Origin of the sequence: Candidatus Accumulibacter contiguus, assembly GCF_012940005.1 — a bacterium.
Lineage (GTDB): Bacteria > Pseudomonadota > Gammaproteobacteria > Burkholderiales > Rhodocyclaceae > Accumulibacter > Accumulibacter contiguus.
Map to the genome: position 1 here is coordinate 1 of NZ_SPMX01000071.1, position 26,461 is coordinate 26,461.

Consider the following 26,461-nt stretch of genomic DNA (forward strand, 5'->3'; position numbering starts at 1 on the left):
AACTGCTTGAGGGCAAACAGCACCCCAAAAATCTCGCCGCTGGTCATCTCTCCCGACCAGTCGTCGAATTCGCCCTTCACCAGACGTTCCATGGCGACGATTCGTTCCGGTGCCCAGTTCGTCAGATTGGCGATGGTTCGTGTGCAGACTTTGCCTCCCTCGCGATAGGACTCGCGAAGCAGGATGGCCGGCCTGGACTTTCGGTTGGGGACGCGGGCGATGTACATGCCGACAATAATAGCCAATAGCACATTGTTTGTAAATAGCTATTATTATATTTACATGCCTACATTTTTGCCGATTTTCTGGTTTCTTGCCATGAATCAACGACTTACCTCAAGGGCTCCGGGAAGGTCCGTCTGGAAATCGCTGACGCGCCAGGCGAGGTGGCGGTTAATGCGGCAGGCGCGGTGCACGGGAGTGTTGACATGCGCTTGAGCGGCATAGCGCCGTGTGGGGTTCAATGGGCTCATGACCGCCTCCCACACACAGGCTCCCTGGAAACCACCCAGGCTTCGACCTCGGAGCGGAGCCAGCCTACCGCGTTTGCGGAAAGTTGGCGTCGGCGGGGGAACTTGCCCTGGCTTTCAAGCCGCCAACGGGTCGATCGAGAAAGTTTGGTAGCGTCTCGGACTTGACGCTCGCGCCAGTATTCGTGGGTCATCACTGTTCTCCAAGAGATTGAACAGTAGGAATACTATTGACACGCGCCGCGCTGGTCAGGGAAAAACCTGTCTTACTCAGCGCAGATTTTTCCCTCTCAGATTGCTGTTTTCTTGACTCGCTCCTCCTCGATATCTTTATCGTTTATGGCGCTGAGCATGCTTGCAATCAGCGCGTTGTTGTCGCCACCGAAGAGGTCTCTGTACAATCTTTTTTATCCGCTTGACTTGGTAGCGAACTGGGGCATCTCTACCGCCGTCCAGGCCATTGATGCGTCTTGGCCAAAAAGAAAGTTCATCTCTCACATCCTCGGAAAACGTAACCAGAAGGTCGGTTAGCAGAACCTGGCTGCCGTCTGTCGGGAATAACGCGGGTGCTCCAAGGCCCATTCGCTTCCTAACAAAGCCAGTTGCTTGCTCCATTGAGAAGCGCTTTAGCAAGTACCGAATGTTCAGCGCTGGCCCTAGAAAATCCTTGAAGCTCTCGATCATTTCTGCGATGTGGTCGACATCTTGGGCCAAGCGCGTCAACTTCTCTCTCTGTCTGCTCGGGCTTTCGACAACACGTCGCTTGGATACCCAGTGGAAGTGCAAGGTTTCCTCTAGAAGCTCAATAACGCGGCTCTGGTATTTGCTATCGTCAGCCGATTTACCGCGGTCCAACTTCTCCAAACCAAGGGCTACTGCGGGGTTGCTTAGGAGTCGCCAAAGGTTTCCGATGTCATCCTCCATCAGTTTGGGGAAATCATCGTTCTCCGGTTTCTCACCGTCCCGGCACTGTCTTGCCCAATTCTTTATCCATGTTGGCAGGCTGCTTGGAAAGCGATCTGTTGACAACGAATCTGTTGGTGTCGTCATTTCTGTTCCCTCACCAGAGTTTGGGTGAGTTCTATCAATTGCCCACCCCACTGCTCAAAAGCAGCCTTCCGTTCCTGCATGTATTCCTGGCGTTGATATACGCCAACAATGCCTTGCTGAACATGGTTCAAGCAGCGCTCGATGACGTGAGGCTCGACACCAAGATCGCCCATGCGGGATGCCATGGTCCTGCGGAGGTCGTGTGGCGACCATTCACCCCCTGCGAGCAACAAGCTTGCAGTCCTCGGCTTTCGATTCTTGAGCGAGTCAGCGCCGATCCGGTCGCGGATCGCCCTTGAGATGGTCTTGTCCGACAGGGGATTCTCGGTATTTCGGCCGGTCAGGAGGTAGGGACCGGCGCTGACCTTCTTGAGAGTGTTGAGTTGCTCCGTCGCGAATTGAGACAGGTGAATGGTGTGGCTGATGCCGTTCTTCGAGTTCTCCTTGGGTATGACCCAGAGCCCTTGCGTCTCGTTTATATCCGTCCAGCGGGCCTTGTGCAATTCTCCGACGCGAGCCCCGGTGGCCAGGAGTAGCCAGACCGCCGCTTGCATGCGCGGGTGCAGGTCAGACTCTTGGAGTTTGTGCGCCAGTTCCTGGATCTCGCCTGGAGACAGGTTCCGATCAGAAGGCGTTTCCTTGCCGCCGGCCTGCTTCTTGGAAAGGGCGAGCGTGGGGTCCGTGGTGACAATGCCGCGGCCCATGCCATGCCGGAACATCTGGCGCATCAGGGACAAGGCCACATTGGCCGTGCGCCGAGCGCCGCGCGCAAGAATCCGGTCAATGACCTGAACGATGTGGGGAAGGTGGACATCCTTGGCCCGCATGTTTCCGATGACCGGTAGCACATCGCGGCGGATGGCGGCTTCGACCGCACGGCCACCGTCCTTTCGGTGAGCGCAGAGGTACACTCGCTTCCAGTCTTCGAAGAGCGCTGTGATGGTCTTTTCCATGCTTTCCATCGCCTGTGTTGCTGAGCGCGCGGAGCGCTCATGCTCCTCCTTGACGACGGGGTCGAGGCCGGACCTCACCAGGTTGCGGGCTGCGTTCCGGTTTTCCCTGGCTTTGGCCAGGCTGGTGGCCGGGTAGGTGCCGCAGTTGTAGCGCCGTTCCTTGCCGTTGAACAGGAAGCGATAGTAGAAATTGATGGCGCCACCCTTCGAGTGGGGAAGAACGCGAATCCAGAGGCCGCCACCGTCGCCGAACAGTTGCTCGGTGTCTCCAGGCTTTACGACCCTCAGATGTTTGTCGGTGAGCTTGTTTTCAACCATGGTGATACTCCTGTCAAATTTGGACTCCTTGGCTGCTTGGTCGCGGTACGGTTCCAGGATCAGCGGTACGGTTTGCGGTACGGTTTCCCACCGGCAAGCGGTGAAACCATGCGAAACACGGTGCGCACAAGTCTAACGCTTGTAGGTTGATTTGAATAGATAATCTAGGTTATGTGCGAACGTACAGAAACCGGAAGAAACGGGAAACGTGTTTTATGGGGTGCAAGGGGTCCCGAGTTCGAATCCCGGCGCCCCGACCAATCGAATCAAACACATAGGCCGCTCTTCGGAGTGGCCTTTTTGCGTTCGCCGTGACCGTTGGTGCGGCTGGCTCGATCGTTGTTTGATCAGCGATCTGCGGAGCCGGCCGGCCAGCGGAATTGCTCCCGGCCATCGAAAAACTGGACGATTCGCTGGATTCGCTTGCGATCCTGATCGGTCAAGCGCGGCTTCTGCGTATAGGCCAGATAGAAACGCAAGCGCTGGGTGCGCGACAATCGCTGCCTGGCCGGCCTGTCCAGGCAGGCCAGATCCTTGATGATCCGGTAGTCAAGAACAACGCCGCGGTAGTAGCCACCGCTCGGACAGTCGATCAGATAGACCGTCGATCTGCCATCCACCAGAAGGTTGCGCCACTTGAGATCATTGTGTGCGAAGCGCGCTGCGTGCAGCGTTCGCGCGATGTCAGCGATCTGCCTGGAGACCTCTGCAACCCAGCGTCGGTCAGACAGGCGAGGATCGTTCCGATAGTTCATCTGTGCCAGATCCATGGTGTCGGGAATTTCCTCGGTCACCACCGCGCCGCGTGTAAAAGCACCGCAGCGACGCTCCAGCCCATAGGCCACCACCGTTGCCGTGGGGATTCCCCAGGCCCGAAAGGTCAGCAGGTTCTGCCATTCGGCACGTACGCGCGGTGGGCCCAGCCAACGACGCAGGCCGAACCAGCGGCGTGTGCGGTTTTTGCCGGAGCCGGTGTAGCGCTTGACGTAGTAGCGCTTCCCATCAATCGAGACGCGCAGCACGCGGCTCAACGAATCGTGGGTAATCAGCTCGCCGTCGAGCGCAAAGACGCGATCGATGTCGCTGAACGGGCAGACGGCTTCGCCTGTCGCGTAGTCGGGATTCAGAGTCCAGTCAATCATGTCATCTCATCGGCGGCGGACTATTCCGAAAGCACGATGCGGAGTATCACCGCCATGCACAGCAGCAGAATCGATTTCGCAGGCGCCTTGGCAAGGTGTGGGTTGTCGGGTTCATGAAGCAGAATTGCCGGAGGCACGATTATAGCCGTCCTTGCCAGGTCAGGGTTCGCCGCGGCCCAGCGGCCAAATCCTGGATTGACCGCAGTTGATGAGGGAAGCTATACTCCGCGGGTGCTGCGGGGTGTCCTATGCCAGCGCGACGAATTGTTGCTGGAAATTCCATGACCGAATCCGACGTTGCCTACGGCGCCAAGTCCAAGTACACCGAAGTCAAGGCCCGTGCCTACGCCAACCGGGACGCGCGGCGCAATATCCCCGAATTAAGACTCGTCGCTCGCGCCTTCCAGCTGATTCCGAAACCCGCCAGGTACTAGACGTGCCCTGTGGCGGTGGACGCGTGACGGTGTTGCTCGGCCAGCTCGGTTACGAAATGAGCGCGGGGGATTACTCCGATCCGATGCGCCAGATCACCCGCGAAACCACGGCTGCCAACGGATTGAAGGTCGAGATCTTCAAGGAGGATATCGAACAACTCTCGCAGCGGGATCAAAGTTTCGACGCCATCGTCTGCTTCCGTTTCTTTCATCACCTGCCCAACGCGGAACTGCGCCGTAAGGTCGTCGGCGAACTGTGTCGGGTCGCACGCCGGCATGTGGCGATGTCGTATTTCAATCCCAGGACCTTGCGCGCCTTGGAGCAAGAAATCCGCAAGTTGCGCGGAAGGAAACTGACGGTCTTCAACACGTCGCTCGCCGAGGTGTCCGCCTACTTTGCGGAATATGGTTTCCGGCTGGTGAAAAATTTCCGGCTCGACCTCATCAACAACCTGCATCTGGCCGTCTTCGAGCGCGCGCCGCGCTGAAGCCAGCGCGCCATGCTTCGCACCCAACGCACCTACCTCGCACCCGGGTGGGAGGAAGCATTGCGCGCCGCCGACTTATACTCGGTGGAGGCGATATTTGCCCTGACCGCCGGCACGATCGTCCGCACGAGCGGCAGCAGCGAAGTGCGGCGAATAAAGGCCCCCAGCTCCTCCGGCCCGGAATTCTTGTTCCTCAAGAAATATTGGGTCACTCGCTGGGCGCAGCTTCGCAGCCGGGTTTTCCGCGGGATGCTGTTTGGCGAGTCCATGGTCGAGCGCGAATTCCGCAACCTGTCCCGCTTGTGCGAATGGGGCTTGAGCCGGGCCTACCCTGTCGCTTTCGGCGAAGAGCGCCGCTGGGGATGGCTGTGGCGCTCGTTTCTTATCACGGCAGGCATTCCTGAACCGACCGGGCTCGACACTTTTATCCGTGATCAACTGCCTCTCTTGCCAATCGCCGAAAAGCACCGCGCTACACGCGATCTATTGATGGAGACCGCCCGGCTGGTAGGCGCGATGCACGCACGAAATTTTCTCCACCGTGATCTGTTCTGGCGCAACCTCGTCATCGCGAACAATGCTCTCGCCCAGCTTTCAGTCATTGACGCCCCACGTGGCCGCCTGCTAGTCCGTCCGCTGAGCGTGGCCGAACGCGCCGCTGACCTCGCGTGTCTGGATGCGGCAGCGCCGTATTATTTTTCCCGCCCGCAACGACTGCGCTTTTTCCTGGCCTACCGGCAGCAGAGCCGCTTGGATGCGGCGGGCAAAGAGTTGTTGCAAAAGGCGCTGGCCGCCGCTGCGCCGCAGCGCAGCCGTCAGCTCGATCATGTTCATGTCGCGCAGTAGCGCGCGCCTGCAATCACATCGGGAGAATGGGGCGGCCCGGCTCTGAACTGGCGACCTGGAACTGGCTGGTGTGGCACAGTGCCTTGGGCGAATTGCTCGACGTCGACCTCGCCGCGATGTCGCATAGGTGCCTGTACCGCTCCTCGGACGTCCTGATGAAGCATCGGCTAAGCGAATCTCGCCGACAGACCGCCATCGACGACGAGTTCGGTGGCGGTGATATACTTGGCTTCGTCGGAGGCCAGGAACAACGTCGCATGCGCGGTATCCCAGGCGTCGCCCATGTGGCCGAGCGGACACTGGGCGTCGCGCGTGCGGATCAGGTTGGCGATGTCGCCTTCCTCGCCATAGACGCGGGTGAGCGCGGCATGTACCAGCGGCGTGTTCATCAGTCCGGGCAGGACGCAGTTGGCGCGGATGCCATCGGGTGCGTGCCGGATGGCCATGGTCCGCGTCATCGCCACCATCGCCCCCTTGCTGGCTGCGTAGAAGCCGTAGTTGACGCCGGCCCAGCCGAGAACGGCCACCGAGGCATTGTTGACGATCGCGCCGGCGTGCTGGCGGATCATCACCGGCAGCACGTGGTGACAGGTCAGGTAGGCACTCTTGAGGTTGATGCTCATCAGCCGGTCCCAGGTCGCCTCGTCGAGTTCCGCCGGACCGCCGACGACGGCAATACCGACGTTGTTGACCAGGATGTCGATGCGCCCGTAGGTGTCGAGTGCCGTCGCCACCAGGCGCTCGACATCGGCGGCGCGAGCCACATCGGCGACGACGCAAATGCCGGTTCCCCCTTCATCGTCGATGATTTGCTGCGTCGCTGCGCCCGCTTCGGCATCGATGTCTGCGCCGACGACCCTGGCGCCCTCGCGCGCGAACAATACCGACATTGCCTTGCCGTTGCCCCATCCCGGCCCGATCGAGCCGCTGCCGGTGACGATGGCCACCTTGTCCTGCAGGCGTCCGCTCATGATCCGTTTCCTCCTTGCTGAGTCCAGTGGCGCCGCAATGCGGTCTTCAGCACCTTGCCGTAGTTGTTCCTGGGTAGCGCTGCGACAAATATGTAGTCTTTTGGCCGTTTGAAGCGGGCAATCGAATCCAGGCACAGGCGATCGAGTTCGGCGATCGGTGCCGAGACGCCCGGCTGGCAAACGATGAAGGCGACCACTTCCTCGCCCCACTCGGCGTTGGGCCGGCCGACCACCGAGACCTCGGCCACTGCTGCGTGCCGCAGCAGTACTTCCTCGACTTCGCGCGGATAAATGTTGGCGCCGCCGCTGATGATTACGTCCTTGGAGCGGTCCTTCAGCGTCAGGAAGCCGTCGGCATCGAGGCTGCCGATGTCGCCGGTATGCAGCCAGCCATTGCGCAGCGTCGCTGCCGTCGCTTCCGGGTTGCGCCAGTAGCCCTGCATCACGGTTTCGCCGCGTACGAGTACCTCGCCGGTGGTGCCGGCAGGCAAGGGCTGGTCGTCGGTATCGGCGATGACGACCTCGACGACGCTATGCGCGACACCGACCGAAGCGATGCGTTCGCGATGGCGCGGGTGAGCGCGATCTGCCAGGTGCCGGCGCGACAGCGCGGTGATCGTCATCGGGCTTTCGCCCTGTCCGTAGATCTGCACCAGACGGTCGCCAAGAACATCGAGCGCACGCCGGATGTCCTCGAGATACATCGGTCCGCCACCATAGACGATGGTCTTGATGCCGCTGCAGTCGGCGTCCTGGTCGGCGACATGGTCGACCAGGCGGCGGACCATCGTTGGTGCGGCAAACAGCGACACCTGGCCGAAGTGACGCGACAGCGACAGGATCTCTTGCGCGTCGAAGCCGCCCGATTCGGGGACAACATGGCGCGCGCCGACCAGCACATGCGCGAAGTTATACATGCCGGCGCCGTGCGACATCGGCGCGGCGTAGAGGATGCTGTTGGATGGCGTGGCCTGGTCTACGTCCGGGAAGTAGGTCAGGGTCATTGCCAGCAGGTTGCGCTGCGAGAGCATCACGCCCTTCGGCTGGCCAGTGGTTCCCGAGGTATAGAAAAGCCAGGCCAGATCGTCGGGTGCGCGCGCTACGATGGCGATCGGGTCGGTGCTGGTCAGTCGCCGATAGGCGGCGTCGTCAACCGAAACGATGCGCAGGTCCGGATTTTTCTCGCGCCAAATGCGCTCCTCTTCGCCCAGATCGCCAGCAACGAACAGCAACGCAGCCGCCGAATCGTCGACGATGAAGGCGACTTCACGCGCGTGCAACTTGTGGTTGATCGGCACGGCCACCAGGCCGGCATGCCAGATGCCGTAGAGCAGTTCGAGGTACTGCGGGCAATTGGCCATGAACAGCGCGACCCGATCGCCAGTCTGCAAACCCGGCAAAGCGCGCAGACCGCCGGCGATCGTCGCTGCACGGCGAAACCATTCGCCGTACGAGTACAGTTCGCTCTTGCCGAGCGCGACCGCCGGCTGCTCCGGGAAGACCCGGGCGGTGCGGGCGAGCAGATGCGCGAGATTCATGGCGGGAAGACCACAGGGAACAAGCGCGCCACCATACCCAAACGGTCATGGCTTGGTGAGACACCCCGGATGATGAAAGCCTGACCGTTTCCCTCTCCCCCGACCCCTCTCCTGCGAGTGGAGAGGGGAGATTCGTGAGTCGCTGACGCGACTTTCATGGGAAGTAGGTGGCGCCCTGTATACGGCAAGGTCTGCGCTCAGCCCGGATCGGCGAGCAGGAAGTTCTGGACGATGCGCACCTGTGATTCCTCGAGGAACATCGGCGCATGCCCGACCGCCGGCACTTCGACGAGCTGGGCCTGCGGCCCGCGGGTCGTCATCTCGGCGGCGGTATCGTGCAGCAGGATGTCCGATTGCGCGCCGCGCAACACCAGCGTTGGGCAGCGGATCGCGTCGTACATCGGCCAGAGGTTGATTTCCTTGGCTTCGAGGAAGGCCTTCTGATAGGGCTGGGCGATAGCGCGGTCATAGTTCATCTCGAAGCCACCGTCAGGTTTCGCACGTGTGCCGACGACGGTCATGAAGCGCCACTGCGCGTCGGTGAGGGCGCCAAACGGCGCACAAACAGTGCGCACGTAGGCTTCGGCTGTGGCCAGATCGGCGAAATCCGGGGCCTTGCCGAGATATTCGCCAATGCGCTGCAGGGCGTCGATACCGATCGTCGGTCCGACGTCGTTGAGCACCAGTCGGCTGATTGGCGAACCCGGCAGGCTCGAAAGAAACATGCCGATCAGGCCGCCCATCGAAGTTCCCAACCAGTGCACCGAGTCGACAGCAAGGCGGGCGATCAGCGTCATCATGTCGTTGGCGTAGATGGGCAGGCCGTAGTCGTCGGCGACGAACAGGCGATCGCTGCGCCCACGCCCGACGACATCCGGGCAGACGACCCGGTAATCGTTGGCCAGGGCGTTGGCCAGTACGTCAAAATCGCGGCCGTTGCGGGTCAGGCCGTGTACGCAGATCAACACGCGTGGATTCGCCGGGTCGCCCCACTCGACGTACGCCATGCGGTGCAGGCCATGTGGTCCCAGGCAGCACACCGAAGCCTCACGCATCTCGTGCAGACGACCGCCGGCCGCCTGGCCGGGCCGTGAGGTCACCACCAGTTCTTCGAATTCCTTGAGTATTGCCATGATTGAGCCCCGATGTCGTTCAGTGATTTGGATCGAAACTTGTAACTCCCTGATCCCATGCCAGATGGGCAGCATGTCGGCCGGAGGGCCGTGGCCGATACTGCCCTGCGGCAGGATCCGGAAATTCAATGATGCCATTGAGAGTATCCTCGCATCGGGCAAGCGAAGTCAATCGCCGCCTGCCGGCATGCCGCATCTTCACCAGAGATTCCGCCCGCACCAGGACCATTCAGGCCAGAACCTCGTGACCCGGCGCCATGCGCGGCAAGGTCAAGGTGAAATTTCCGTCCGGTGTAATCCAGACAGAAACTGTCCTATGCTTGTCCGGTTCGTGAGGCTGATCCGCCGGAAGCGCGATTATAGCGGTCCCGGCTGCTCGCGACCCTTCCTTGATTCGCATCCCCGATGCGGTTGGATTTTCCGTCTTCCCTTGGCTATACTTTTGAAATTGGCGTTGTTATTCTTGGCGGTCATGACTTTTCCAGGCACCCCGATCATGAAAGTCATGGCCGTTTTCCCCTCCCCCGTGAGGGGGAGGGGAGCCCTTCGACAAAGCTCAGGGCAGGATTTGTGAGTCGCTGACACGACTTTCAGATTAATTTTTCGTCCTCCGGATCGCAGTGCGGCCGGTGGGCATCGTCAAGAAAAGGGGAATGCTCATGACGCACAGGACTCACGCGGTAATTGATCGCACGCTCGACTCGGTACTGAAGCGATTTGCGATACCCACCATCTTCGCGTTGACTACGAGCATCGCGCCCGTCACGGCTGCGGCGCAGGGCGTCGAGCGCAGTGGCAAGGATGTGGTGGAGGAATCCTGCTTCGCCTGCCACGGCAGTGGCGCGAATGGCGCGCCGAAGATCGGTGACAAGCAGGCTTGGGCAAAACGTGCATCCCAGGGCCTGACCGGGCTCACAAAAAATGCGCTCAATGGCATCCGGCAGATGCCGCCGCATGGCGGAAATACCAATCTCACGGATACCGAAATCGAGCGCGCGATTACCTACATGGTGAATCAATCGGGCGGCAACTGGACGGAGCCAGTCAGCAGAACGGCCCGGGTACCCGAGCGTACCGGCGAGCAGATCGTGCAGGCACGGTGTGTCAAATGCCACCAGACGGGCGAGGGCGGCGCTCCAAGGATCGGCGATCGGGAAGCCTGGATACCACGCGTCAAAGAGGGGCTCGATGTCGTCGTGCGGTCGGCGATCCAGGGGCATGGCGGCATGCCTGCCCGCGGCGGCCAGGCCGACCTTACCGACGCCGAAATACGCAGCGCGATCGTCTACATGTTCAACAAGGGCACCGTGCAAACAGGGAGCACTGCGGCGGCTGTGGCGGCTGCGCCGGCGATGAGAGCCGATGGCATGCACAAGGTCATCGCGGGGACCGAAATCGATCTGGGCATTGTGTCCGCGGAATCGATACGCGCACGGCATCCGACTCCGGACTACGAGAGTTCGATGCATGGGGGTATCCCCAGCGGCAAGGCCTATTACCACTTGAACATTTCGTTGCGTAACAGCGATAACAAAGCCGCCATCAAGGATGCCGAAGTCGAGGCGCGCGTCGCCAATCCGGTAACCGGGGTCGAAACGAAGAAACTCGAACTCATGGAGATCGGCAGTGCCATAAGTTACGGCAACTATTTCCGGATGCCAGAGAAAACTCCCTACACGATCATGGTGCAGGTTCGCAAGCCAGGCAGTTCGCAGGCGATCGAGGCCAAATTCGACTTCAAGCACGACTGACACTTACGCGTGCCGCCATGGCACGCCGGTGCTCGACGCGGCAAGACATGAGCTAGGGCTCACGCCAGCGTTCTGCTGCTCCCTCGGGCGGCTGTCATCTTTTCGTAACATGACAGACCTATTCTCTGGCCGTTCACCCCGCCCACGAACACGAGCCCAGACCCATGAGTGATCACCTCAGCAAACAGTTCGACCTCGAACTTGAAAACATTGGTAGCCGCATCCTGCAGATGGGGAGCCTGGTCGAAAGACAGGTGCTGACGGCGATCGAGGCCTTCAGCAGCGGAAATCTCGAGGCCCTGCAGCAGGTGATTGACGATGAGCGCCAGGTGAACGCCGATGAAGTCGGTATCGACGAGGACTGCACACTGCTGATCGCCCGCCGGCAACCCGCGGCGGGCGATTTACGCCTGATTCTGGCCATTTTACGGATCGTGACCGACCTCGAGCGGATCGGCGACAAGGCCTGCGAGATTGCCACCATGTCGCGGGCGCTGCGTCTGGCCGGTGATCGACGCATCCCGCGACTGTCCGACCTGGACCATTGCGGACGGCTCGCCACTGACATGCTGCGGGCAGCGCTCGACTCCTTGGCTCGGCGGGACGTCGATGCTGCTCGCCAGGTCATCGGCATGGACGTGGCGGTCGATACCTCTTTCGACGCCATCCTGCGGCAACTGCTGACCTATATGCTCGAAGAGCCGCGCACGATTGCTGAAGCGCTCGACGTCATCTGGATCGCCAAGGCCATCGAACGGGTTGGCGATCACGCAACCAACATCGCCGAGGATGTCGTCTATATCGTCAGCGGCATCGACATTCGGCACACGACTCCCAGGCAAGCGGACGAGGCATGACACCGGCTGGTTTCGGGTTTGCCGCTGATCGCCGTCGTCACAATCCCGCAATGATCGACCGATAGACTGCCGCAATACCCAACTGACGACCTTACTGTCTGGAGATTGAAAAATGAAATCCCATCGCACCCTGTGCAAGCTGTCTACCCTGGCCGCAGCTCTGTCTCTGAGCTTTTCCGCGCTGGCTGCCGACATTACCGGCGCCGGCGCCACCTTCCCTTATGCCGTGTACACCAAGTGGGCCGAGGCCTATCAGACTGCCACCAAAAACCGGGTGAACTATCAGGGCATCGGTTCTTCCGGCGGCGTCAAGCAGATCAAGGCCAGGACCGTGGACTTCGGCGGCACCGACGCCCCGCTGAGCGAGCCTGATCTTGACGCTGCCGGTCTGGTACAGGTCCCGACCGTGATGGGCGGCGTGACCATCGTGATCCATGTTCCCGGTATAGAGTCTGGCAAACTGAAACTCGATGGTCCCTTGGCCGCCGAGATCTTCCGCGGTGCCATCAGGAAATGGAACGATCCGGCCATTGCCAGTCAGAACCCTGGTCTCAAACTGCCTGATCTGGCCATTACCGTGGCTTTCCGTTCCGACGGCTCCGGCACCACCTACGTTTTTTCCAATTACCTGGCCAGGCAGTCAGCGTCGTTCAAGAGCGAGGTCGGTGCCGGCAATACGGTGAACTGGCCTGCCAACGGCGTCGGCGGCAAGGGCAACCCCGGTGTCGCTGCCAACGTGCAGAAGATTGCCGGTGCCATTGGCTATGTCGACATCGCCGATGCCACCAAGAACAAGATGAACTTCGTGGCCCTGAAGAACAAGTCCGGCCACTACATCGTCCCAACCCAGGACGCCATCGAGGCGGCTGCCGCCGGCGCCAACTTCAAGGTCAAGGGCATGGCTCCCGACCTGCTTGACCAGGCTCACAAGGACGCCTGGCCGATCACCAGCGCCACCTACATTCTTGCCTACGAGAAGGGTGCCGATGCTGCCAAGCAAAAAGGCGTGGTCGACTTCTTTGGCTGGGCACTGAACAACGGCCAGAAGATGGCCGAGGATCTGGGTTTCGTGCCGCTACCTGCGAGCGTGGTAAAGATGGTCGAAACCGAGATGAAGAACATCAAATAAGGTTGTCGGGCGAAACCTGCCCGCAAACTGTTGCGGCGGCGACCTTTGGAAACCGCCTCTCCACGTGAGGAATGATCGCCATGAGCGCCGTGATGATGACCAGCCAGCCAGTAAGCCTTGATCTTCAGGCCCGACAGGTCAGGAAGTTCAAGCTGCAGGACACGATCTTCCATCAGGTGACGCTGCTGTTCGCAATGATTGTGTTGGCCGCACTCGCAGGCATATTGATCGCCCTGGCTCTCGAAGCGCTACCGGCGTTCAGGGAATTCGGCGCAGCTTTCCTGTGGACCAATGTCTGGAACGTGCCGGAAGAGCAGTTCGGCGCGCTCAGCGCCATTTACGGCACCGTGGTGAGCTCGGTCATTGCGCTGTTCATCGCCGTGCCGGTGAGTTTCGGCATTGCCCTGTTCCTCACCGAAACCTGCCCGGTTTGGCTGCGCCGTCCGCTCGGCACGGCCATCGAACTGCTGGCCGGGGTGCCTTCGATCATCTATGGCATCTGGGGGCTGTTCGTTTTTGCGCCGCTGTTCGCCAGACATGTGCAACCGTATCTGCAAACGCTCTTCGGCGACCTGCCGGTGATCGGCGGCTGGTTTGCCGGTCCGCCGATCGGCGTCGGTATTCTCACCGCCGGCATCGTACTGTCGCTGATGGTGATTCCGTTCGTGGCCTCGGTGATGCGTGACGTCTTTGAAACCGTGCCGGCACAACTCAAGGAATCGGCGTACGGCATCGGTTGCACCACCTGGGAAGTCGTCACCGGTGTGGTCTTGCCCTACACCCGCGTCGGCGTCATTGGCGGCATCATGCTGGGCCTGGGCCGGGCACTCGGAGAAACGATGGCCGTCACCTTCGTGATCGGCAACGCCAACCGCATCGTCGGCAGCCTGTTCGCACCGGGAACCTCGATCGCCTCGACGCTGGCTAATGAATTCGGAGAAGCCAACCCTGGCCTGCATATTTCCGCCTTGTTCGCCCTTGGTCTGGTCCTTTTCGTCATCACCTTTGTCGTGCTGGCAATCTCCCGCTGGTTGGTTCGGCGCGGCATTGCCAGGCAAGGGATATGAGAAGGTAGCAAGGAGCCCTGCCATGAATCGCTATTCCCGTCGCATCCTGACCAACCGCATCGGCATTGGCCTGTCGATGGCGGCGATGACCTTCGGCCTGCTCGCTCTGCTGTGGATCCTGTGGACCCTGTTCTATAACGGCTTCGCGGCGCTGAGCTGGGATTTGTTCACCCAGGACACTCCGGCACCCGGCAGTGAAGGCGGCGGTTTGCGTAATGCCATCGTCGGCAGCCTGCTGATCGTTGGCGTCACCACCCTGGTCTCCACACCGATCGGTATTCTCGCCGGCATTTACCTGGCCGAATTCGGCAGTAGATCCCGATTCGCCGCCACCACCCGTTTCGTGACCGACATCATGCTGTCGGCGCCTTCGATCGTCGTCGGACTGTTCGTCTATGCCTTGGCGGTGGCGACCCTGGGCGGCTTCTCCGGCTGGGCGGGGTCGCTGGCCTTGTCGCTGATCGCCATTCCGGTGGTGGTGCGAACGACCGAGAACATGCTGCTGCTGGTCCCCGGCAGCCTGCGCGAGGCGGCGTTCGCGGTCGGCGCGCCGCACTGGCAGGTGTCCTTGAAAGTCACCCTGCCCGCGGTCAAGGCGGGTGTGCTGACCGGTATCCTGCTGGCCATCGCCCGTGTCACCGGAGAAACCGCGCCGCTCTTGTTTACCGCGCTGAACAACCAGTTCTACAGTACCGACATGTCACAACCGATGGGCAATCTGCCGGTGGTGATCTTCCAGTTCGCGATGAGCCCCTACGACAACTGGGTGAACCTGGCTTGGGGCGGTGCGCTGCTGATTGCCCTGATGGTGCTCGCGATCAACATCGTCGCACGCGTCCTGTTCCGCAAGAAATCCTCAGACTAGACCCGGAGTTTCCAATCAATGTCCGCCCTTCAACAAGCTGTCGACGGCGAAGCCATTCTGGCCGTCCGTGACCTGAGTTTCTATTACGGCGACTTCCGTGGTCTGAACCAGGTTTCCCTGGATATTCTGAAAAACAAAGTCACGGCGTTCATCGGTCCTTCCGGTTGCGGCAAGTCCACCCTGTTGCGGACCTTCAACCGCATGTACGATCTCTATCCGGGCCAGCGCGCGGAAGGGCAGATCATCTTCCATGGCAGTAACCTGCTGGACAGGAAGCAGGATGTGAATCTGCTGCGTGCCAGGATTGGCATGGTGTTCCAGAAGCCGACGCCGTTCCCGATGACCATCTACGAAAACATCGCTTTCGGTGTGCGGCTTTACGAACCTCTGGCAAAATCCGACATGGACGAGCGCGTCGAATGGGCCTTACGCAAAGCGGCGCTGTGGGAAGAAACCAGGAACAAGTTGCAACAGAGCGGCCTGTCGCTGTCGGGTGGCCAGCAGCAGCGCTTGTGTATCGCTCGCACCATTGCGGTCAAACCCGATGTCGTGCTGCTGGACGAACCGACCTCCGCACTGGATCCGCTGTCCACTGCCAAGATCGAGGAGTTGATCAACGAACTCAAGTCCGAATACTCGATCGCGATCGTCACCCACAACATGCAGCAGGCGGCGCGCATCTCCGATTACACGGCATTCATGTATATCGGTGAATTGATCGAGTTTGGCAATACCCGGGAGTTGTTCGTCAAGCCAAAACAGCAGCACACCGAGGATTACATTACCGGGCGCTTTGGTTGATGCCGCCAGGCCGGACCTGCCTTCCTGCAGCCACATGCTTTTCGTATCCCGCATGCGTGACTCCACTTTTTCAAAATATGAGGCCAGTTCCATGAGCAGTCATCTCAGCAAGCAGTTCGATCTCGAACTGGAAAGCATCCGTACCCGCATCCTGCAGATGGGTGGTCTGGTCGAGAGGCAGTTGATGGCAGCGATCGATGCCTTCAACACCGGCAATATCGAGGCGATGCAGGAGATCATCCGCACCGATAGTGAGGTGGATGCTTTTGAAGTCGACATCGACGAGGACTGCACGCTGCTGATCGCACGCCGGCAACCCACCGCTCGCGATCTGCGGCTGGTGATGGCCATCTCGCGAATCGTGACCGACCTCGAACGTAGTGGTGACAAGGCGGCCAAAATCGCCAACAAGTCGCGCAAGCTGCATCGCGCCGGCAGCCAGCGCATCCCGCGACTGACCGACCTGCATCATTGCGGGGGTCTGGTCACCACGATGCTCCAGGGTGCGCTCGACTCGCTGGCCCGCATGGATGTCGATGCTGCCCGCCAGGTGATCCAGGCGGACAAGGAAATCGACGCCGTCTTCAACTCGATCCTGCGGCAACTGGTCACCTACATGATGGAAGACCCGCGCACGATCGGCGAAGCGCTCGACATCATCTGGATCGCCAAGGCCATCGAACGGGTTGGCGATCACGCGACCAATATCGCCGAAAACGTCATCTACACCGTCAGCGGCATCGACGTTCGGCACACCGGCAGCGCCGCCAGGAAAGCGGAGAAGGCATGAACACCTCGGTTTCCAGCCTGCCAATGGTGCTCGTCGTCGAGGACGACAAAGGCATTCAGGAGCTTCTGCGCTTCACGCTCGTCTGCGGCAGCTACCAGCCGGTCTGTGCCGACACCGCCGAAGAGGCCGAAACGGTGTTGCGTGAAACATTGCCCGACATTGCGCTGATCGACTGGATGTTGCCCGGTAAGTCCGGGCTGGCGCTGATTGGCAAGCTCCGCAACGAACGACGAACGCGCAGCATGCCGATCATCCTGTTGACCGCACGTGGCGAGGAAGCAGATCGTGTTGCCGGGCTGGAAGGCGGCGCCGACGATTACATCGTCAAGCCCTTCAGCCCGAAGGAACTGCTGGCGCGCGTGCAGGCGGTACTGCGCCGCTGCGCCCCAGAGTTTGTCAAGGGCACGCTGAGTGCTGGTCCGATCGAGCTGGACACGGTCAGCCACGAAGCGCGCGTTACGGGCCGGCGGATCACCCTGACCCCGACCGAATTCCGGCTGCTGCGTTTCCTGATGGCCAATGCCGGACGCGTCTACACGCGCCAGCAACTGCTCGACAACGTCTGGGGCGATCACGTCTATATCGAAGACCGCACGGTCGACATCCACATCCGGCGGCTACGTGTCGCCCTCGGGCCAGCCGCCGAGCAGATGGTCGAGACCGTGCGCGGTACCGGTTACAAGCTCAGCACCTCGCCCGCATCCCAGCCACAGGTGCCGTGAGAGCTGCCGGATCGGGTTTCTCGAAGATCCTGCTGACCGGTGTTCTGCCGATCGTTGGCCTGGCGCTGCTGCTCGGGGTGATCAATGGTGCAACCTGGGGCTGGGCGACAGCGGCGCTCGGCCTGCTGCTGATCGTTCTGATGCAGACCCGGCGGCTGACGATACTGGCGGCGTGGCTCGATGCCCCGGAGCACGCCAATGTGCCAGACGCCGGTGGTGCCTGGGGCGAGGTCTTCGTCAAGCTGTCGCACAGGTTGCACCAGGACGCCTGCCGGGTCGAGGAGGTCGAGGCCGGACTGCGATCGTTCCAGGAGGCCATGGACGCCGTTCCTGATGGCCTGGTGATCCTCAACGCCAGTCACCAGATCCAGTGGAGCAATCGTACCGCCGGCGAACATCTGGGGGTTCAGCTGCCGCGCGATGGCGGCGCGATCATCGAGCAACTGGTGCGCACACCAGGCTTCGCCGATTACCTCGATAGCCCCGACGGCCATTCTCCCTTCATCCTCCAGTCGCCGGCGGTGCGCAGCCGCGTCTATGCCATCCGGGCCGTACCCCTGGGGGAGCACAGCCATCTGCTGATCAGCCTCGATGTGACCGATGCTCGCCGCGTCGAAGCGATGCGCAGCACCTTCGTCGCCAATGTGTCGCACGAACTGCGGACGCCCCTGACCGTGGTCAGTGGTTTTCTGGAACACTTCACCGACGATGGCGCGATGAGTGCCGAGCAGCGGCTGCACTTCGCGCGCATCATGAGTGACCAGACAAAACGCATGCTGAGTCTGGTCGATGATCTGCTGACTTTGTCCAGGCTCGAAGCGGAGGATGCACCAGCAAGTGAAGAGAATGTCGACATGCACGAACTGCTGGCCCAGTTGCTGTCCGAAGCGCAGAGCCTCAGCGAAGGCCGGCATGGCCTCGAAGTTCGTTGCGACGGTCCGGCCTTGCGGGGAAACCGCAAGGAATTGCACAGCGCTTTCGGCAATCTGGTTTCCAACGCCATTCGCTACACGCCGGCCGGCGGCAAGATTCGCATCGAATGGGGAACCCGCGATCGGGTCGGCGTCTTTTCCGTGCATGACTCCGGCGTCGGCATTCCCGCCGAACATCTGCCTCGCCTGACCGAACGCTTCTACCGCGTCGACCGGGGTCGCTCGCGCGATACCGGCGGCACCGGTCTCGGTCTGGCCATCGTCAAACACATCCTGCTACGTCATCAGGCAGCCCTGCAGATCGAGTCGAGGGTCGGCGAGGGCAGCACTTTCCGCGCCGAGTTTCCGGCCTGGCGGTTGCCGCCGTTGGCCTGACGGTGATGACTTTTCCAGGCTCCCCGATCATGAAAGTCATGACCGTTTCCCGCTTCCCCAGGCCGATTCCTTTCCTTGCACTGCCCAGACGTTGACCACATACCCGGACTGGGGTATACGATACAAGGGGGTGTGCGCCGGCTGATGAGAGTGCATCGGACCAGCGACCAAGCCGGTATCGGGGGGCCTTCGGTCAGGCCCGGAGCGATTGAGAAACCTGGAGGAGTGGTGATGGAACGTGAAGCAATGGACTATGATGTAGTGATTGTCGGCGCGGGTCCGGCGGGTTTGAGCGCAGCGATTCGCCTCAAACAGCTGAATCCAGACCTGGCGGTGATGGTGCTGGAGAAGGGGTCGGAGGTCGGTGCCCACATCCTTTCGGGCGCCCTCTTCGAGAGCCGGCCGCTCGATGAACTGCTGCCCGACTGGCAGGACAGAGGAGCCCCGCTGAAGACCCCGGTCAGCGAGGATCAGGTCTATCTCTATCGCAGCGAGACCTCGGCAGTGAAGCTGCCCAATTTTGCCGTCCCGGCACCGATGCACAACAACGGCAACTGGATCATCAGTCTCGGCAGTCTCTGTCGCTGGCTCGCCGGGCAGGCCGAGGCGCTGGGGGTCGAGATTTTCCCAGGTTTTGCCGCGGCCGAGATTCTCTACCACGACGACGGTTCGGTCAAAGGCGTGGCTACCGGCGACATGGGCCGTGACAAGCACGGCGCAGAGAAGGACAGTTTCCAGCCTGGCCTCGAGTTGCACGCCAAATACACGCTGTTTGCCGAGGGGGCACGCGGCCAGCTCGGCAAGGAGCTGCTCGCCCGCTACGATCTTGCCGCCAACGCAACCGCCCAGCACTATGGTCTGGGGATCAAGGAACTCTGGCAGATCGATCCCGCGAAACACCAGCCGGGCTGGTGGTCCATGGCGCCGGCTGGCCGCTCAGCGAGCACGGCGCGACCGGGGGTTCATTCCTCTACCACATGGAAGATCATCAGGTCGTGGTGGGCCTGATCGTTGATCTCAATTACGCCAACCCCTATCTCTCACCCTTCGAGGAATTTCAACGCTTCAAGTCGCAGGCCAAGATCAGACCGTATCTCGAAGGGGGAAAGCGCCTTTGCTACGGAGCGCGGGCGATTACCAAGGGCGGGCTGAACAGCCTGCCGAAACAGACTTTCCCTGGCGGGTTGCTGCTCGGCTGTGATGCTGGTACGCTGAATTTCGCCAAGATCAAGGGGGTGCACACCGCAATGAAGTCGGGAATGCTGGCCGCCGAGACGGTCCATGCGGCGCTGCAGACCGGAGACCAGGGGCGCAGCGATCTCGTGGCTTACGAGCAGGCCTTCAAGGACAGCTGGCTGTATGCCGAACTCTACCGGGCACGCAATTTCGGTCCGGCCCTGCACAAGTTCGGCACTTTCATGGGCGGCGCATTCAACTGGATTCAGCAGAATCTTTTCGGTGGCCGCATGTTCTTTACACTCAAGGACAAGACCAGCGACCATGAGCAACTCGCCCCGGCTGCCCGCTATCAGCCCATCCCGTACGCCAAACCGGACGGCCAGCTGACTTTCGACCGGCTGTCATCGGTCTTCGTCTCCAACACGGCGCACGAGGAAGAACAGCCCATACATTTGCAGTTGCTCGACAGTACCAAGGCCATCTCGATCAATTACAAGGAATATGCTTCACCGGAGCAGCGTTACTGCCCGGCGGGCGTGTATGAGATCGTCGAGGAGGCCGGGGGCGCGCGCCTGCAGATCAACGCGTCCAATTGCCTGCACTGCAAGACCTGTGACATCAAGGACCCGACGCAGAACATCCGTTGGGTAGCTCCTGAAGGCGGCGGCGGGCCCAACTATCCCAATATGTGAGTGCTGGGATGGGTCGGTGAGGACGCTGCCTGTGCGAATCAGCCGTGACCGTGAACGTCGTCGAGCGGCTCACGATGCCGACCGGCCTGCTCGGCCAGTGCCCAGGCGACATGCTCGCGCAGCAGCGGTGATGGGTCGTTCTGGCGCGCTGCCAGAGCCGCGACGATCGCCGGCGAGCTGCGGGCGTTGCCGAGCGCGACGGCGATATTGCGCAGCCAGCGCTGGTGTCCGATCCTGCGAATCGCGCTGCCCGCCAGGCGCGTGTTGAATTCGTCTTCGCTCCAGGCGAAGAGGGTGGTCAGTGGCGTCGCATCGAGACCATTGCGAACTGCAAAATCGGCATCGCCAATCCGGGCGAAGCGGTTCCACGGGCAACATAACTGGCAGTCGTCGCAGCCGTAGATACGGTTGCCGATCAAGGGACGCAGCGCTACCGGGATGGCTCCCGGCAATTCGATCGTCAGGTAGGAAATGCACAAGCGCGCGTCGACTTCGTAGGGTGCGACGATCGCCGCGGTGGGGCAGGCATCGAGGCAACGCCGGCAGTCACCGCAGTGATCATGGATCGCCTGGTCGGGTGGCAGCGGCAGGGTGGTGTAGATCTCGCCGAGAAAATGCCAAGATCCCTCGCGCGTCAACGACAGCGTATGCTTGCCGCGCCAGGCGATGCCCGCCTGCACTGCGAACTCGGTCTCCATGACCGGGGCCGAATCGGAAAACGCACGGCAGGCAAAAGGCGCGGCCAGTCCCAGCGACGCGGCTTCGTGACGGAGGCGGTCGATGAGCTTCTGTAGTCGGCTGCGAACCGTTCTGTGATAGTCGCGCCCCAGCGCATAGCGCGAGACGTAGGCGAGTTCGCCGTCGGCGAGTTGCACCTGCGCATCGGCGGCTGCAGGCCAGTAGGGCAGGCGGACCGAAATGACCGATAGCACCTCCGGCAACAAGAGCTCTGGCGCGGCGCGCAAGGCGGCGTGTTTGGCCATATAATCCATCTCGCCGTGGCGGCCGAGTGCCAGCCAGCGCATCAGCCACGGCGTGGCCGTGGCAACCTGAGCGCGGGCAATGCCGATCGAGGCAAAGCCGAGTTCCTGTGCGCATTGCCTGATCCGTCTGACGACCTGGGCATAATCGGTCTGGCCTTCTGCCAGACTCGCGCCTGTTTGGGAGTTCCCTGCGTGCATGATCCGGATGATAAGCAATCTACGCTGACCCTGCACCTGCCAGATGAGGTGGCGACCGCTGCCTTTGGCCGCCAACTGGCACCGCTGCTCCATCCTGGCATGGTGGTCTGGCTCGATGGCGACCTCGGCGCCGGCAAGACGACGCTGGTGCGCGCACTGTTGCGTGCACGCCATCATGCAGGGCCGGTCAGAAGTCCGACCTATACATTGGTTGAAATTTATGTGATTTCGAGGATATACTGGTATCACTTTGATTTCTATCGTTTCAACTTTCCAGAAGAGTTTTTGGATGCAGGGCTTGCCGAGTACTTCCGCGACGATGCCATATGCTTGGTCGAGTGGCCTGAAAAGGCTGCTGGCTACGTACCGCTCCCCGATCTGGTCGTTCGCTTCCAGTTTGCCGAGCGTGGGCGGCTGCTCGGTGTCTTTGCGTCTAGCGTGGAGGGAAAAGAATGTCTGAAAGCGCTGCAGAGCGGCTGGCCGGACGCCGCAAGCTGATCAAGTTTACCGGTGCGTCCTTACTGCTGACGGTCAGTCCGCTGTCGACCGCCGCTGCCAACCGCAACCCGGGCGTTCTGGCGGTACGCATCTGGCCGGCACCAGACTATACGCGGGTGGCGATCGAACACGGATCCCCCCTGAAATATACCCATTTCATCGTCAAGGACCCGGAGCGCCTGGTCGTCGACCTCGAAGGCATCGAGTTGAACAATGTGCTCGAAAGCCTGGGAAACAAGGTCGCTGCCAACGATCCCAACATCAAGCTGTTGCGGGCCGGGCGTTACAAGCCCGGCGTCGTCCGCCTGGTCATGGAACTCAAAGGCGAGGTCAATCCGCAGGTTTTCGTCCTGCCGCCGGTGGGGGGGTACGGGCATCGACTGGTTGTCGACGTGTATCCCCTGAACCCGCCCGATCCGCTGCTTTCGCTGCTTGACAACAAGGAGCCTCGACCCGCAGCGCTCGAAAGTCGGCCCACCAGCAAACCGGATACCCGTCCGGAGCTACCTGCAGAAGCCAGGGCGGAAACGAAATCCGAGTTGAAATCCGAGTTGAAATCCGAGTTGAAACCAGAGTTGAAATCCGAGCCACAGCCAGTTGCCGAGCAGAAAGCTGCGTCCAGGCGTCATGGCCGGCCGGTGGTCGATCGCCTGGTAACCATCACCCTGGATCCGGGACATGGCGGCGAGGATCCGGGAGCCGTCGGGAGCGGCGGCAGCCTGGAAAAGAACGTCACACTGGCGGTGGCCAAGCGCTTGCGGGCCAAGATCGAGTCCGAACCCAACATGCGCGCGGTGCTCACGCGCGACTCGGATTTCTTCGTTCCATTGCATGCACGGGTGCAGAAAGCCAGGCGAATTCAGTCCGACCTGTTCGTTTCGATTCATGCCGACGCTTTCGTCCGCCCGGATGCCAACGGCTCGTCGGTCTTCGTTCTCTCGGAGAGTGGCGCTTCGAGTTCCGCTGCACGCTATCTGGCGCAGAAGGAAAACGCTGCCGATCTGATCGGCGGCGTGAATATCGACGTCAAGGATCCCGTCCTGGCCCGTACGCTGCTCGACCTCTCGCAAACCGCAACGATCAACGACAGCCTCAAGCTGGGCAAGGCCGTTCTTGGCGAGATCGGCGGCATCAACCGGCTGCACAAGGCCAGCGTCGAGCAGGCCGGCTTCGCCGTTCTCAAGGCCCCCGACATTCCCTCGATCCTCGTCGAGACCGCTTTCATCTCGAATCCCGAAGAAGAGAAGCGGCTGAACGATGACTCCTACCAGGACAAGATGGCCGAAGCGATTTTCTCGGGGATCAAGAAATATTTCGCCAAGAATCCCCCTCTGGCCAAGTCGACGCTGGCGAGACTGGACTAACATTCCCCATCTCGTTGTGAGCACGAGCTGACTTCTCAAAAAGTCCGGGGGACGCGGCTTTCCGGCGGATGATATCGGCAAGCGTTTCGATGCGGCCGGCATGAAAAGAAGGTCGTTGAGGAGCACTCAAGCTCGCCGTCGCCCGTATAGCCGCGCCAGTTCAGCAAGGCGTCTGGAGTGCGTATCATCGACCTGCTGCCAGCTGAAGCGCCACTCCCAGGATCCCTCGCCGAGGCCCGGCGCGTTCATGCGGTGTGTCGAATCGAGGCCGAGCACGTCCTGCATGGGAATGACGCACAGCGAGGCGACCGAGGAACAGGCGAGGCGGATCAGTTGCCAGTGTATTTCTTCGCTGCTTTCGTCGCCGACACCCAGGTAGGAGCGCACATAATCCTGCTCCGGGTGGCTGAGCGACTCCCACCAGCCGCGGCTGGTGTCGTTGTCATGGGTGCCTGTATAGACCACCGTGTTGGCTTCGTAGTTGTGCGGTAGGTAGGGGTTTTTGGCGTCGCCGTCGAAAGCAAACTGCAGGATGCGCATGCCGGGCAGACCGATGGCCAGGCGCAGGGCATTGACTGCGGGGGTGATGATGCCGAGATCCTCGGCGATGATGCGCAGCCGACCTTGCGCGTCGCTCAGCTCGCGGCGCATGGCGTTGAACACGGCTTCGCCCGGGCCGGGCCGCCAGATCCCGTTGACGGCTGTCTTGGCCGCGGCAGGAATTTCCCAGAATGACTCGAAACCGCGAAAATGATCGATGCGCACGACGTCGCAAAGCCTCATCGTTTGCCGCATCCGCTCGACCCACCAGCGATAATCTTCAGCCGCGTGTGCCGACCAGCGGTACAGCGGGTTGCCCCAGCGCTGCCCGGTGGCGCTGAAGTAATCCGGGGGCACGCCAGCCACCACGCGTGGATGTCCTTTCTTGTCGAGGTCGAATAGCTGTGGATTCGCCCACACATCGGCGCTGTGCGCGGCGACGAAGATCGGCAGGTCGCCGACGAGTTCGATGTGGCGAGCATTGGCGTAGTGCTTGAGCGCCGACCATTGCTCGAAGAAGCGCCACTGGCAGAACTTCCAGAAGTCGATTTCTTCGGCATGCTGGCGCCGGGCTTCAATGAGCGCTGCCGGCTGGCGTTGAGCCAGCGGCGCAGGCCAATCCTGCCACATCCGGTCATCACCGCCGTGGGCGATGTCGAGTGCCATGAACAGCGCATAGTCGTCAAGCCAGCCACGCGCAGCGGCACAGAAGCCTTCGAAGGCCAGGCGCTGACCAACGCTCTGGTGGCTGAAGAAGTGTTTGGCGGCACGTCGCAGGTGGGCAATCCGGAAGTGCCGTACCGCGTCGTAATCGACCCGCCCTGTAGAAAAAGCGGGGAGCGACCTGAGATCGGCCTCGCTGATCCAGCCGGCGTCGCGCAACTGGCACAGATCGATCAGCAGTTCATTGCCAGCAAAAGCTGAAGGGCTGATGTACGGCGAGTTGCCTGGCCCGACACTGCCGAGTGGCAGTACCTGCCATACCGACTGGCCGGCGCCAACCAGCCAGTCGACGAAATGATACGCCGCCGGGCCGAGGTCGCCAGAGCCATGCGGTCCGGGCAGCGAGGTGGGATGCAAGAGAATACCGTTATGTCGGGGAAGTGAGGTGGTCATGCGAGTCCTTTGTCTCGACTGAGTGCGTGGGGGTCAAAAATGACGTTACTTCGTGCTTGCCTGGCGAAGGTGGATCACAGTTCGAGGAGCTTGCGGGTATGGCGCGCGATCATCAGTTCCTCGTTGGTTGGTACCACCCATGCCGATACCCTGCTGCCGGCGCTGCTGATACGTGCGCTTCCCCGTTCATTGGCTGCCGGGTCGAGGTCGATTCCCAGCCATTGCGCCTGCTCACAGACGAGTTGCCGGATGCGGGCGCTGTTCTCGCCGATGCCGGCGGTAAACACCAGGGCGTCGAGGCCGCCGAGCACCGCTGCAAGCGCGCCGAGTTCGCGCTTGATGCGGTAGATGAAGTGGTCGATCGCCAATCTGGCGCGCGGTTCCTCACTGGCCAGCAGAACGCGCATGTCATTACCGATGCCGGACAGGCCGAGCAGGCCGGAGCGCTTGTAGAGCAGGTCTTCGATCTGTCTGGCGGAGAGACCCTCCTGCTGTAGAAGGTAGAGGACGATTCCGGGGTCCATGTTGCCCGGTCGAGTACCCATCATCAGGCCGTCGAGCGCGGTGAAGCCCATCGAACTGCCGACGCTGCGACCGTTGAGCAGCGCGCACATGCTCGCACCGCTGCCGAGATGCGCCACCACGACCCGCCCGCTGGCGATTTCAGGCGCGATCGTCGGCAGGGTTGCCGCAATGTATTCGTAGGACAAACCATGAAAGCCGTAACGCCGGATACCCCGCTCGTAGTATTCGTAGGGCAGACCATACAACTGTCCGACCATATCCTGTGTGCGGTGAAAGGCGGTATCGAAGCAGGCCACCTGTGGCAACTCCGGCTGCACGGCCTGCACCGCGCGGATCGCGGCGAGATTGTGCGGCTGGTGCAAGGGCGCGAGCGGCACGAAAGCCGCGAGCGCGTCCATCGCCTGTGGCGTGATCAGGAGCGGTGCCGAATAATCCGGCCCACCATGCACCACGCGGTGGCCGACACCGGCCAGAACCTGTCCCGCGAAGCGTGAACGCAGGAGCGTGGCGATTTCCTGCAGAGCCTCTTCATGGTTCGTGATTTCGCTGTTTGGCCAGCGCACATCGGCGATGCTCCGGCCACTGCCATCTTTCGCTTTCAGGCGCGGGGCCGTGCCGAGACCTTCTACCTGGCCGACCGCCCTGACGCGCATCTCACCCGTGTCCGGCAGCTCGAAAACCGAGAACTTCAGGCTTGACGAGCCGGCGTTGATGACCAGAATCACCTGTTCCAT

General features: G+C 61.3%; 25 protein-coding genes and 1 pseudogene. 15 read left to right on the plus strand and 11 right to left on the minus strand.

Going from position 1 to position 26,461, the window contains the following annotated elements:
* The 5 genes from E4Q08_RS19680 to E4Q08_RS19700 all read right to left on the minus strand — a co-directional run.
* The coding region (locus E4Q08_RS19680) for an IS1634 family transposase N-terminal domain-related protein (RefSeq protein WP_505438044.1) at positions 1-227 on the minus strand (227 nt) is incomplete at its 3' end.
* 242 nt (positions 228-469) lie between these two features.
* Entirely contained in the window at positions 470-664 is a 195-nt protein-coding gene (locus tag E4Q08_RS19685; protein WP_169071616.1) for a helix-turn-helix transcriptional regulator, read from the minus strand.
* Positions 665-800: 136 nt separating this feature from the next.
* Positions 801-1,520 carry a hypothetical protein gene (locus E4Q08_RS19690; protein WP_169071617.1) on the minus strand — a complete coding sequence of 240 codons (720 nt, stop codon included), beginning with the start codon at positions 1,518-1,520 and terminating at the stop codon, positions 801-803.
* Positions 1,517-2,791 (minus strand): tyrosine-type recombinase/integrase, encoded by a 1,275-nt coding sequence (locus E4Q08_RS19695; RefSeq protein ID WP_169071618.1) that lies wholly within the window; start codon positions 2,789-2,791, stop codon positions 1,517-1,519. Before E4Q08_RS19695 ends, E4Q08_RS19690 begins: the two co-directional genes overlap by 4 nt.
* Positions 2,792-3,138: 347 nt before the next feature.
* Positions 3,139-3,933, minus strand: coding sequence for a lipopolysaccharide kinase InaA family protein (locus tag E4Q08_RS19700; protein ID WP_169071619.1), 795 nt, complete (start codon positions 3,931-3,933; stop codon positions 3,139-3,141).
* A gap of 281 nt (positions 3,934-4,214) precedes the next feature.
* Between E4Q08_RS19700 and E4Q08_RS19705 the strand changes: the two genes are divergently transcribed.
* From E4Q08_RS19705 to E4Q08_RS19715, 3 genes are read left to right on the plus strand one after another with little or no spacing between them, the layout of a single operon-like run.
* Positions 4,215-4,367: a hypothetical protein gene (locus tag E4Q08_RS19705; RefSeq protein WP_169071620.1), complete on the plus strand. Its 153-nt coding sequence runs from the start codon at positions 4,215-4,217 to the stop codon at positions 4,365-4,367.
* Between the two features lie 2 nt (positions 4,368-4,369).
* Positions 4,370-4,855, plus strand: a complete 486-nt coding sequence (locus tag E4Q08_RS19710) for a class I SAM-dependent methyltransferase (protein WP_308240183.1) — start codon at positions 4,370-4,372, stop codon at positions 4,853-4,855.
* 60 nt (positions 4,856-4,915) lie between these two features.
* The gene (locus tag E4Q08_RS19715) at positions 4,916-5,701 is read left to right on the plus strand and encodes a lipopolysaccharide kinase InaA family protein (RefSeq protein ID WP_169071622.1); all 786 of its coding nucleotides are present in this window, start codon (positions 4,916-4,918) and stop codon (positions 5,699-5,701) included.
* 167 nt (positions 5,702-5,868) lie between these two features.
* Here the strand turns inward: E4Q08_RS19715 and E4Q08_RS19720 are convergent, their stop codons facing one another.
* The 3 genes from E4Q08_RS19720 to E4Q08_RS19730 all read right to left on the minus strand — a co-directional run bounded on the left by E4Q08_RS19720 (position 5,869) and on the right by E4Q08_RS19730 (position 9,343).
* On the minus strand, positions 5,869-6,672 hold the full coding sequence (locus tag E4Q08_RS19720; RefSeq protein ID WP_169071623.1) for an SDR family NAD(P)-dependent oxidoreductase: 804 nt from the start codon (positions 6,670-6,672) through the stop codon (positions 5,869-5,871).
* Positions 6,669-8,210 (minus strand): AMP-binding protein, encoded by a 1,542-nt coding sequence (locus E4Q08_RS19725; protein WP_169071624.1) that lies wholly within the window; start codon positions 8,208-8,210, stop codon positions 6,669-6,671. The genes E4Q08_RS19720 and E4Q08_RS19725 overlap by 4 nt, the downstream gene beginning before the upstream one ends.
* 197 nt (positions 8,211-8,407) lie before the next feature.
* Positions 8,408-9,343 carry an alpha/beta fold hydrolase gene (locus tag E4Q08_RS19730; protein ID WP_211203502.1) on the minus strand — a complete coding sequence of 312 codons (936 nt, stop codon included), beginning with the start codon at positions 9,341-9,343 and terminating at the stop codon, positions 8,408-8,410.
* Positions 9,344-9,972: 629 nt separating this feature from the next.
* Between E4Q08_RS19730 and E4Q08_RS19735 the strand changes: the two genes are divergently transcribed.
* The 10 genes and pseudogenes from E4Q08_RS19735 to E4Q08_RS19780 all read left to right on the plus strand — a co-directional run bounded on the left by E4Q08_RS19735 (position 9,973) and on the right by E4Q08_RS19780 (position 20,503).
* Positions 9,973-11,094, plus strand: coding sequence for a c-type cytochrome (locus E4Q08_RS19735; RefSeq protein WP_169071625.1), 1,122 nt, complete (start codon positions 9,973-9,975; stop codon positions 11,092-11,094).
* A 164-nt stretch (positions 11,095-11,258) separates the two neighbouring features.
* Positions 11,259-11,951 carry a phosphate signaling complex protein PhoU gene (gene phoU / locus E4Q08_RS19740; protein ID WP_169071626.1) on the plus strand — a complete coding sequence of 231 codons (693 nt, stop codon included), beginning with the start codon at positions 11,259-11,261 and terminating at the stop codon, positions 11,949-11,951.
* Positions 11,952-12,063: 112 nt separating this feature from the next.
* Positions 12,064-13,080 (plus strand): phosphate ABC transporter substrate-binding protein PstS, encoded by a 1,017-nt coding sequence (gene pstS, locus E4Q08_RS19745; protein ID WP_034911038.1) that lies wholly within the window; start codon positions 12,064-12,066, stop codon positions 13,078-13,080.
* 80 nt (positions 13,081-13,160) lie between these two features.
* Positions 13,161-14,147 carry a phosphate ABC transporter permease subunit PstC gene (gene pstC, locus E4Q08_RS19750; RefSeq protein WP_169071627.1) on the plus strand — a complete coding sequence of 329 codons (987 nt, stop codon included), beginning with the start codon at positions 13,161-13,163 and terminating at the stop codon, positions 14,145-14,147.
* A 22-nt stretch (positions 14,148-14,169) separates the two neighbouring features.
* Positions 14,170-15,012 carry a phosphate ABC transporter permease PstA gene (pstA, locus tag E4Q08_RS19755; protein WP_034917702.1) on the plus strand — a complete coding sequence of 281 codons (843 nt, stop codon included), beginning with the start codon at positions 14,170-14,172 and terminating at the stop codon, positions 15,010-15,012.
* 18 nt (positions 15,013-15,030) lie between these two features.
* Positions 15,031-15,813 carry a phosphate ABC transporter ATP-binding protein PstB gene (pstB, locus tag E4Q08_RS19760; protein WP_034917701.1) on the plus strand — a complete coding sequence of 261 codons (783 nt, stop codon included), beginning with the start codon at positions 15,031-15,033 and terminating at the stop codon, positions 15,811-15,813.
* Between the two features lie 91 nt (positions 15,814-15,904).
* Entirely contained in the window at positions 15,905-16,603 is a 699-nt protein-coding gene (phoU, locus tag E4Q08_RS19765; protein WP_034917698.1) for a phosphate signaling complex protein PhoU, read from the plus strand.
* On the plus strand, positions 16,600-17,325 hold the full coding sequence (gene phoB, locus E4Q08_RS19770; RefSeq protein ID WP_211203503.1) for a phosphate regulon transcriptional regulator PhoB: 726 nt from the start codon (positions 16,600-16,602) through the stop codon (positions 17,323-17,325). The genes phoU (E4Q08_RS19765) and phoB overlap by 4 nt, the downstream gene beginning before the upstream one ends.
* The gene (gene phoR / locus E4Q08_RS19775; RefSeq protein WP_169071628.1) at positions 17,322-18,632 is read left to right on the plus strand and encodes a phosphate regulon sensor histidine kinase PhoR; all 1,311 of its coding nucleotides are present in this window, start codon (positions 17,322-17,324) and stop codon (positions 18,630-18,632) included. The genes phoB and phoR overlap by 4 nt, the downstream gene beginning before the upstream one ends.
* Positions 18,633-18,863: 231 nt before the next feature.
* A pseudogene (locus tag E4Q08_RS19780) lies at positions 18,864-20,503 on the plus strand (electron transfer flavoprotein-ubiquinone oxidoreductase).
* Between the two features lie 38 nt (positions 20,504-20,541).
* Here the strand turns inward: E4Q08_RS19780 and queG are convergent.
* The gene (queG, locus tag E4Q08_RS19785) at positions 20,542-21,684 is read right to left on the minus strand and encodes a tRNA epoxyqueuosine(34) reductase QueG (protein ID WP_169071629.1); all 1,143 of its coding nucleotides are present in this window, start codon (positions 21,682-21,684) and stop codon (positions 20,542-20,544) included.
* Here queG and tsaE point away from each other — a divergent pair.
* Positions 21,679-22,182: a tRNA (adenosine(37)-N6)-threonylcarbamoyltransferase complex ATPase subunit type 1 TsaE gene (gene tsaE / locus E4Q08_RS19790; RefSeq protein WP_169071630.1), complete on the plus strand. Its 504-nt coding sequence runs from the start codon at positions 21,679-21,681 to the stop codon at positions 22,180-22,182. The genes queG and tsaE overlap by 6 nt on opposite strands.
* On the plus strand, positions 22,137-23,546 hold the full coding sequence (locus E4Q08_RS19795; RefSeq protein ID WP_169071631.1) for an N-acetylmuramoyl-L-alanine amidase: 1,410 nt from the start codon (positions 22,137-22,139) through the stop codon (positions 23,544-23,546). The genes tsaE and E4Q08_RS19795 overlap by 46 nt, the downstream gene beginning before the upstream one ends.
* Positions 23,547-23,672: 126 nt before the next feature.
* On the opposite strand, the gene malQ is transcribed toward E4Q08_RS19795, so the two are convergent.
* Positions 23,673-25,202 (minus strand): 4-alpha-glucanotransferase, encoded by a 1,530-nt coding sequence (gene malQ / locus E4Q08_RS19800; RefSeq protein ID WP_169071632.1) that lies wholly within the window; start codon positions 25,200-25,202, stop codon positions 23,673-23,675.
* A 74-nt stretch (positions 25,203-25,276) separates the two neighbouring features.
* Positions 25,277-26,461: an acetate/propionate family kinase gene (locus E4Q08_RS19805; RefSeq protein ID WP_034909002.1), complete on the minus strand. Its 1,185-nt coding sequence runs from the start codon at positions 26,459-26,461 to the stop codon at positions 25,277-25,279.

Excerpts from the sequence above, each read along its gene's own strand:
- E4Q08_RS19685 (WP_169071616.1), bottom strand. The coding sequence starts at position 664 with ATGACCCACGAATACTGGCGCGAGCGTCAAGTCCGAGACGCTACCAAA.
- E4Q08_RS19690 (WP_169071617.1), bottom strand. The coding sequence starts at position 1,520 with ATGACGACACCAACAGATTCGTTGTCAACAGATCGCTTTCCAAGCAGC.
- E4Q08_RS19695 (WP_169071618.1), bottom strand. The coding sequence starts at position 2,791 with ATGGTTGAAAACAAGCTCACCGACAAACATCTGAGGGTCGTAAAGCCT.
- E4Q08_RS19700 (WP_169071619.1), bottom strand. The coding sequence starts at position 3,933 with ATGATTGACTGGACTCTGAATCCCGACTACGCGACAGGCGAAGCCGTC.
- E4Q08_RS19705 (WP_169071620.1), top strand. The coding sequence starts at position 4,215 with ATGACCGAATCCGACGTTGCCTACGGCGCCAAGTCCAAGTACACCGAA.
- E4Q08_RS19720 (WP_169071623.1), bottom strand. The coding sequence starts at position 6,672 with ATGAGCGGACGCCTGCAGGACAAGGTGGCCATCGTCACCGGCAGCGGC.
- E4Q08_RS19725 (WP_169071624.1), bottom strand. The coding sequence starts at position 8,210 with ATGAATCTCGCGCATCTGCTCGCCCGCACCGCCCGGGTCTTCCCGGAG.
- E4Q08_RS19730 (WP_211203502.1), bottom strand. The coding sequence starts at position 9,343 with ATGGCAATACTCAAGGAATTCGAAGAACTGGTGGTGACCTCACGGCCC.
- phoU (WP_169071626.1), top strand. The coding sequence starts at position 11,259 with ATGAGTGATCACCTCAGCAAACAGTTCGACCTCGAACTTGAAAACATT.
- pstS (WP_034911038.1), top strand. The coding sequence starts at position 12,064 with ATGAAATCCCATCGCACCCTGTGCAAGCTGTCTACCCTGGCCGCAGCT.
- pstC (WP_169071627.1), top strand. The coding sequence starts at position 13,161 with ATGAGCGCCGTGATGATGACCAGCCAGCCAGTAAGCCTTGATCTTCAG.
- pstA (WP_034917702.1), top strand. The coding sequence starts at position 14,170 with ATGAATCGCTATTCCCGTCGCATCCTGACCAACCGCATCGGCATTGGC.
- pstB (WP_034917701.1), top strand. The coding sequence starts at position 15,031 with ATGTCCGCCCTTCAACAAGCTGTCGACGGCGAAGCCATTCTGGCCGTC.
- phoU (WP_034917698.1), top strand. The coding sequence starts at position 15,905 with ATGAGCAGTCATCTCAGCAAGCAGTTCGATCTCGAACTGGAAAGCATC.
- phoB (WP_211203503.1), top strand. The coding sequence starts at position 16,600 with ATGAACACCTCGGTTTCCAGCCTGCCAATGGTGCTCGTCGTCGAGGAC.
- queG (WP_169071629.1), bottom strand. The coding sequence starts at position 21,684 with ATGCACGCAGGGAACTCCCAAACAGGCGCGAGTCTGGCAGAAGGCCAG.
- E4Q08_RS19795 (WP_169071631.1), top strand. The coding sequence starts at position 22,137 with ATGTCTGAAAGCGCTGCAGAGCGGCTGGCCGGACGCCGCAAGCTGATC.
- malQ (WP_169071632.1), bottom strand. The coding sequence starts at position 25,202 with ATGACCACCTCACTTCCCCGACATAACGGTATTCTCTTGCATCCCACC.
- E4Q08_RS19805 (WP_034909002.1), bottom strand. The coding sequence starts at position 26,461 with ATGGAACAGGTGATTCTGGTCATCAACGCCGGCTCGTCAAGCCTGAAG.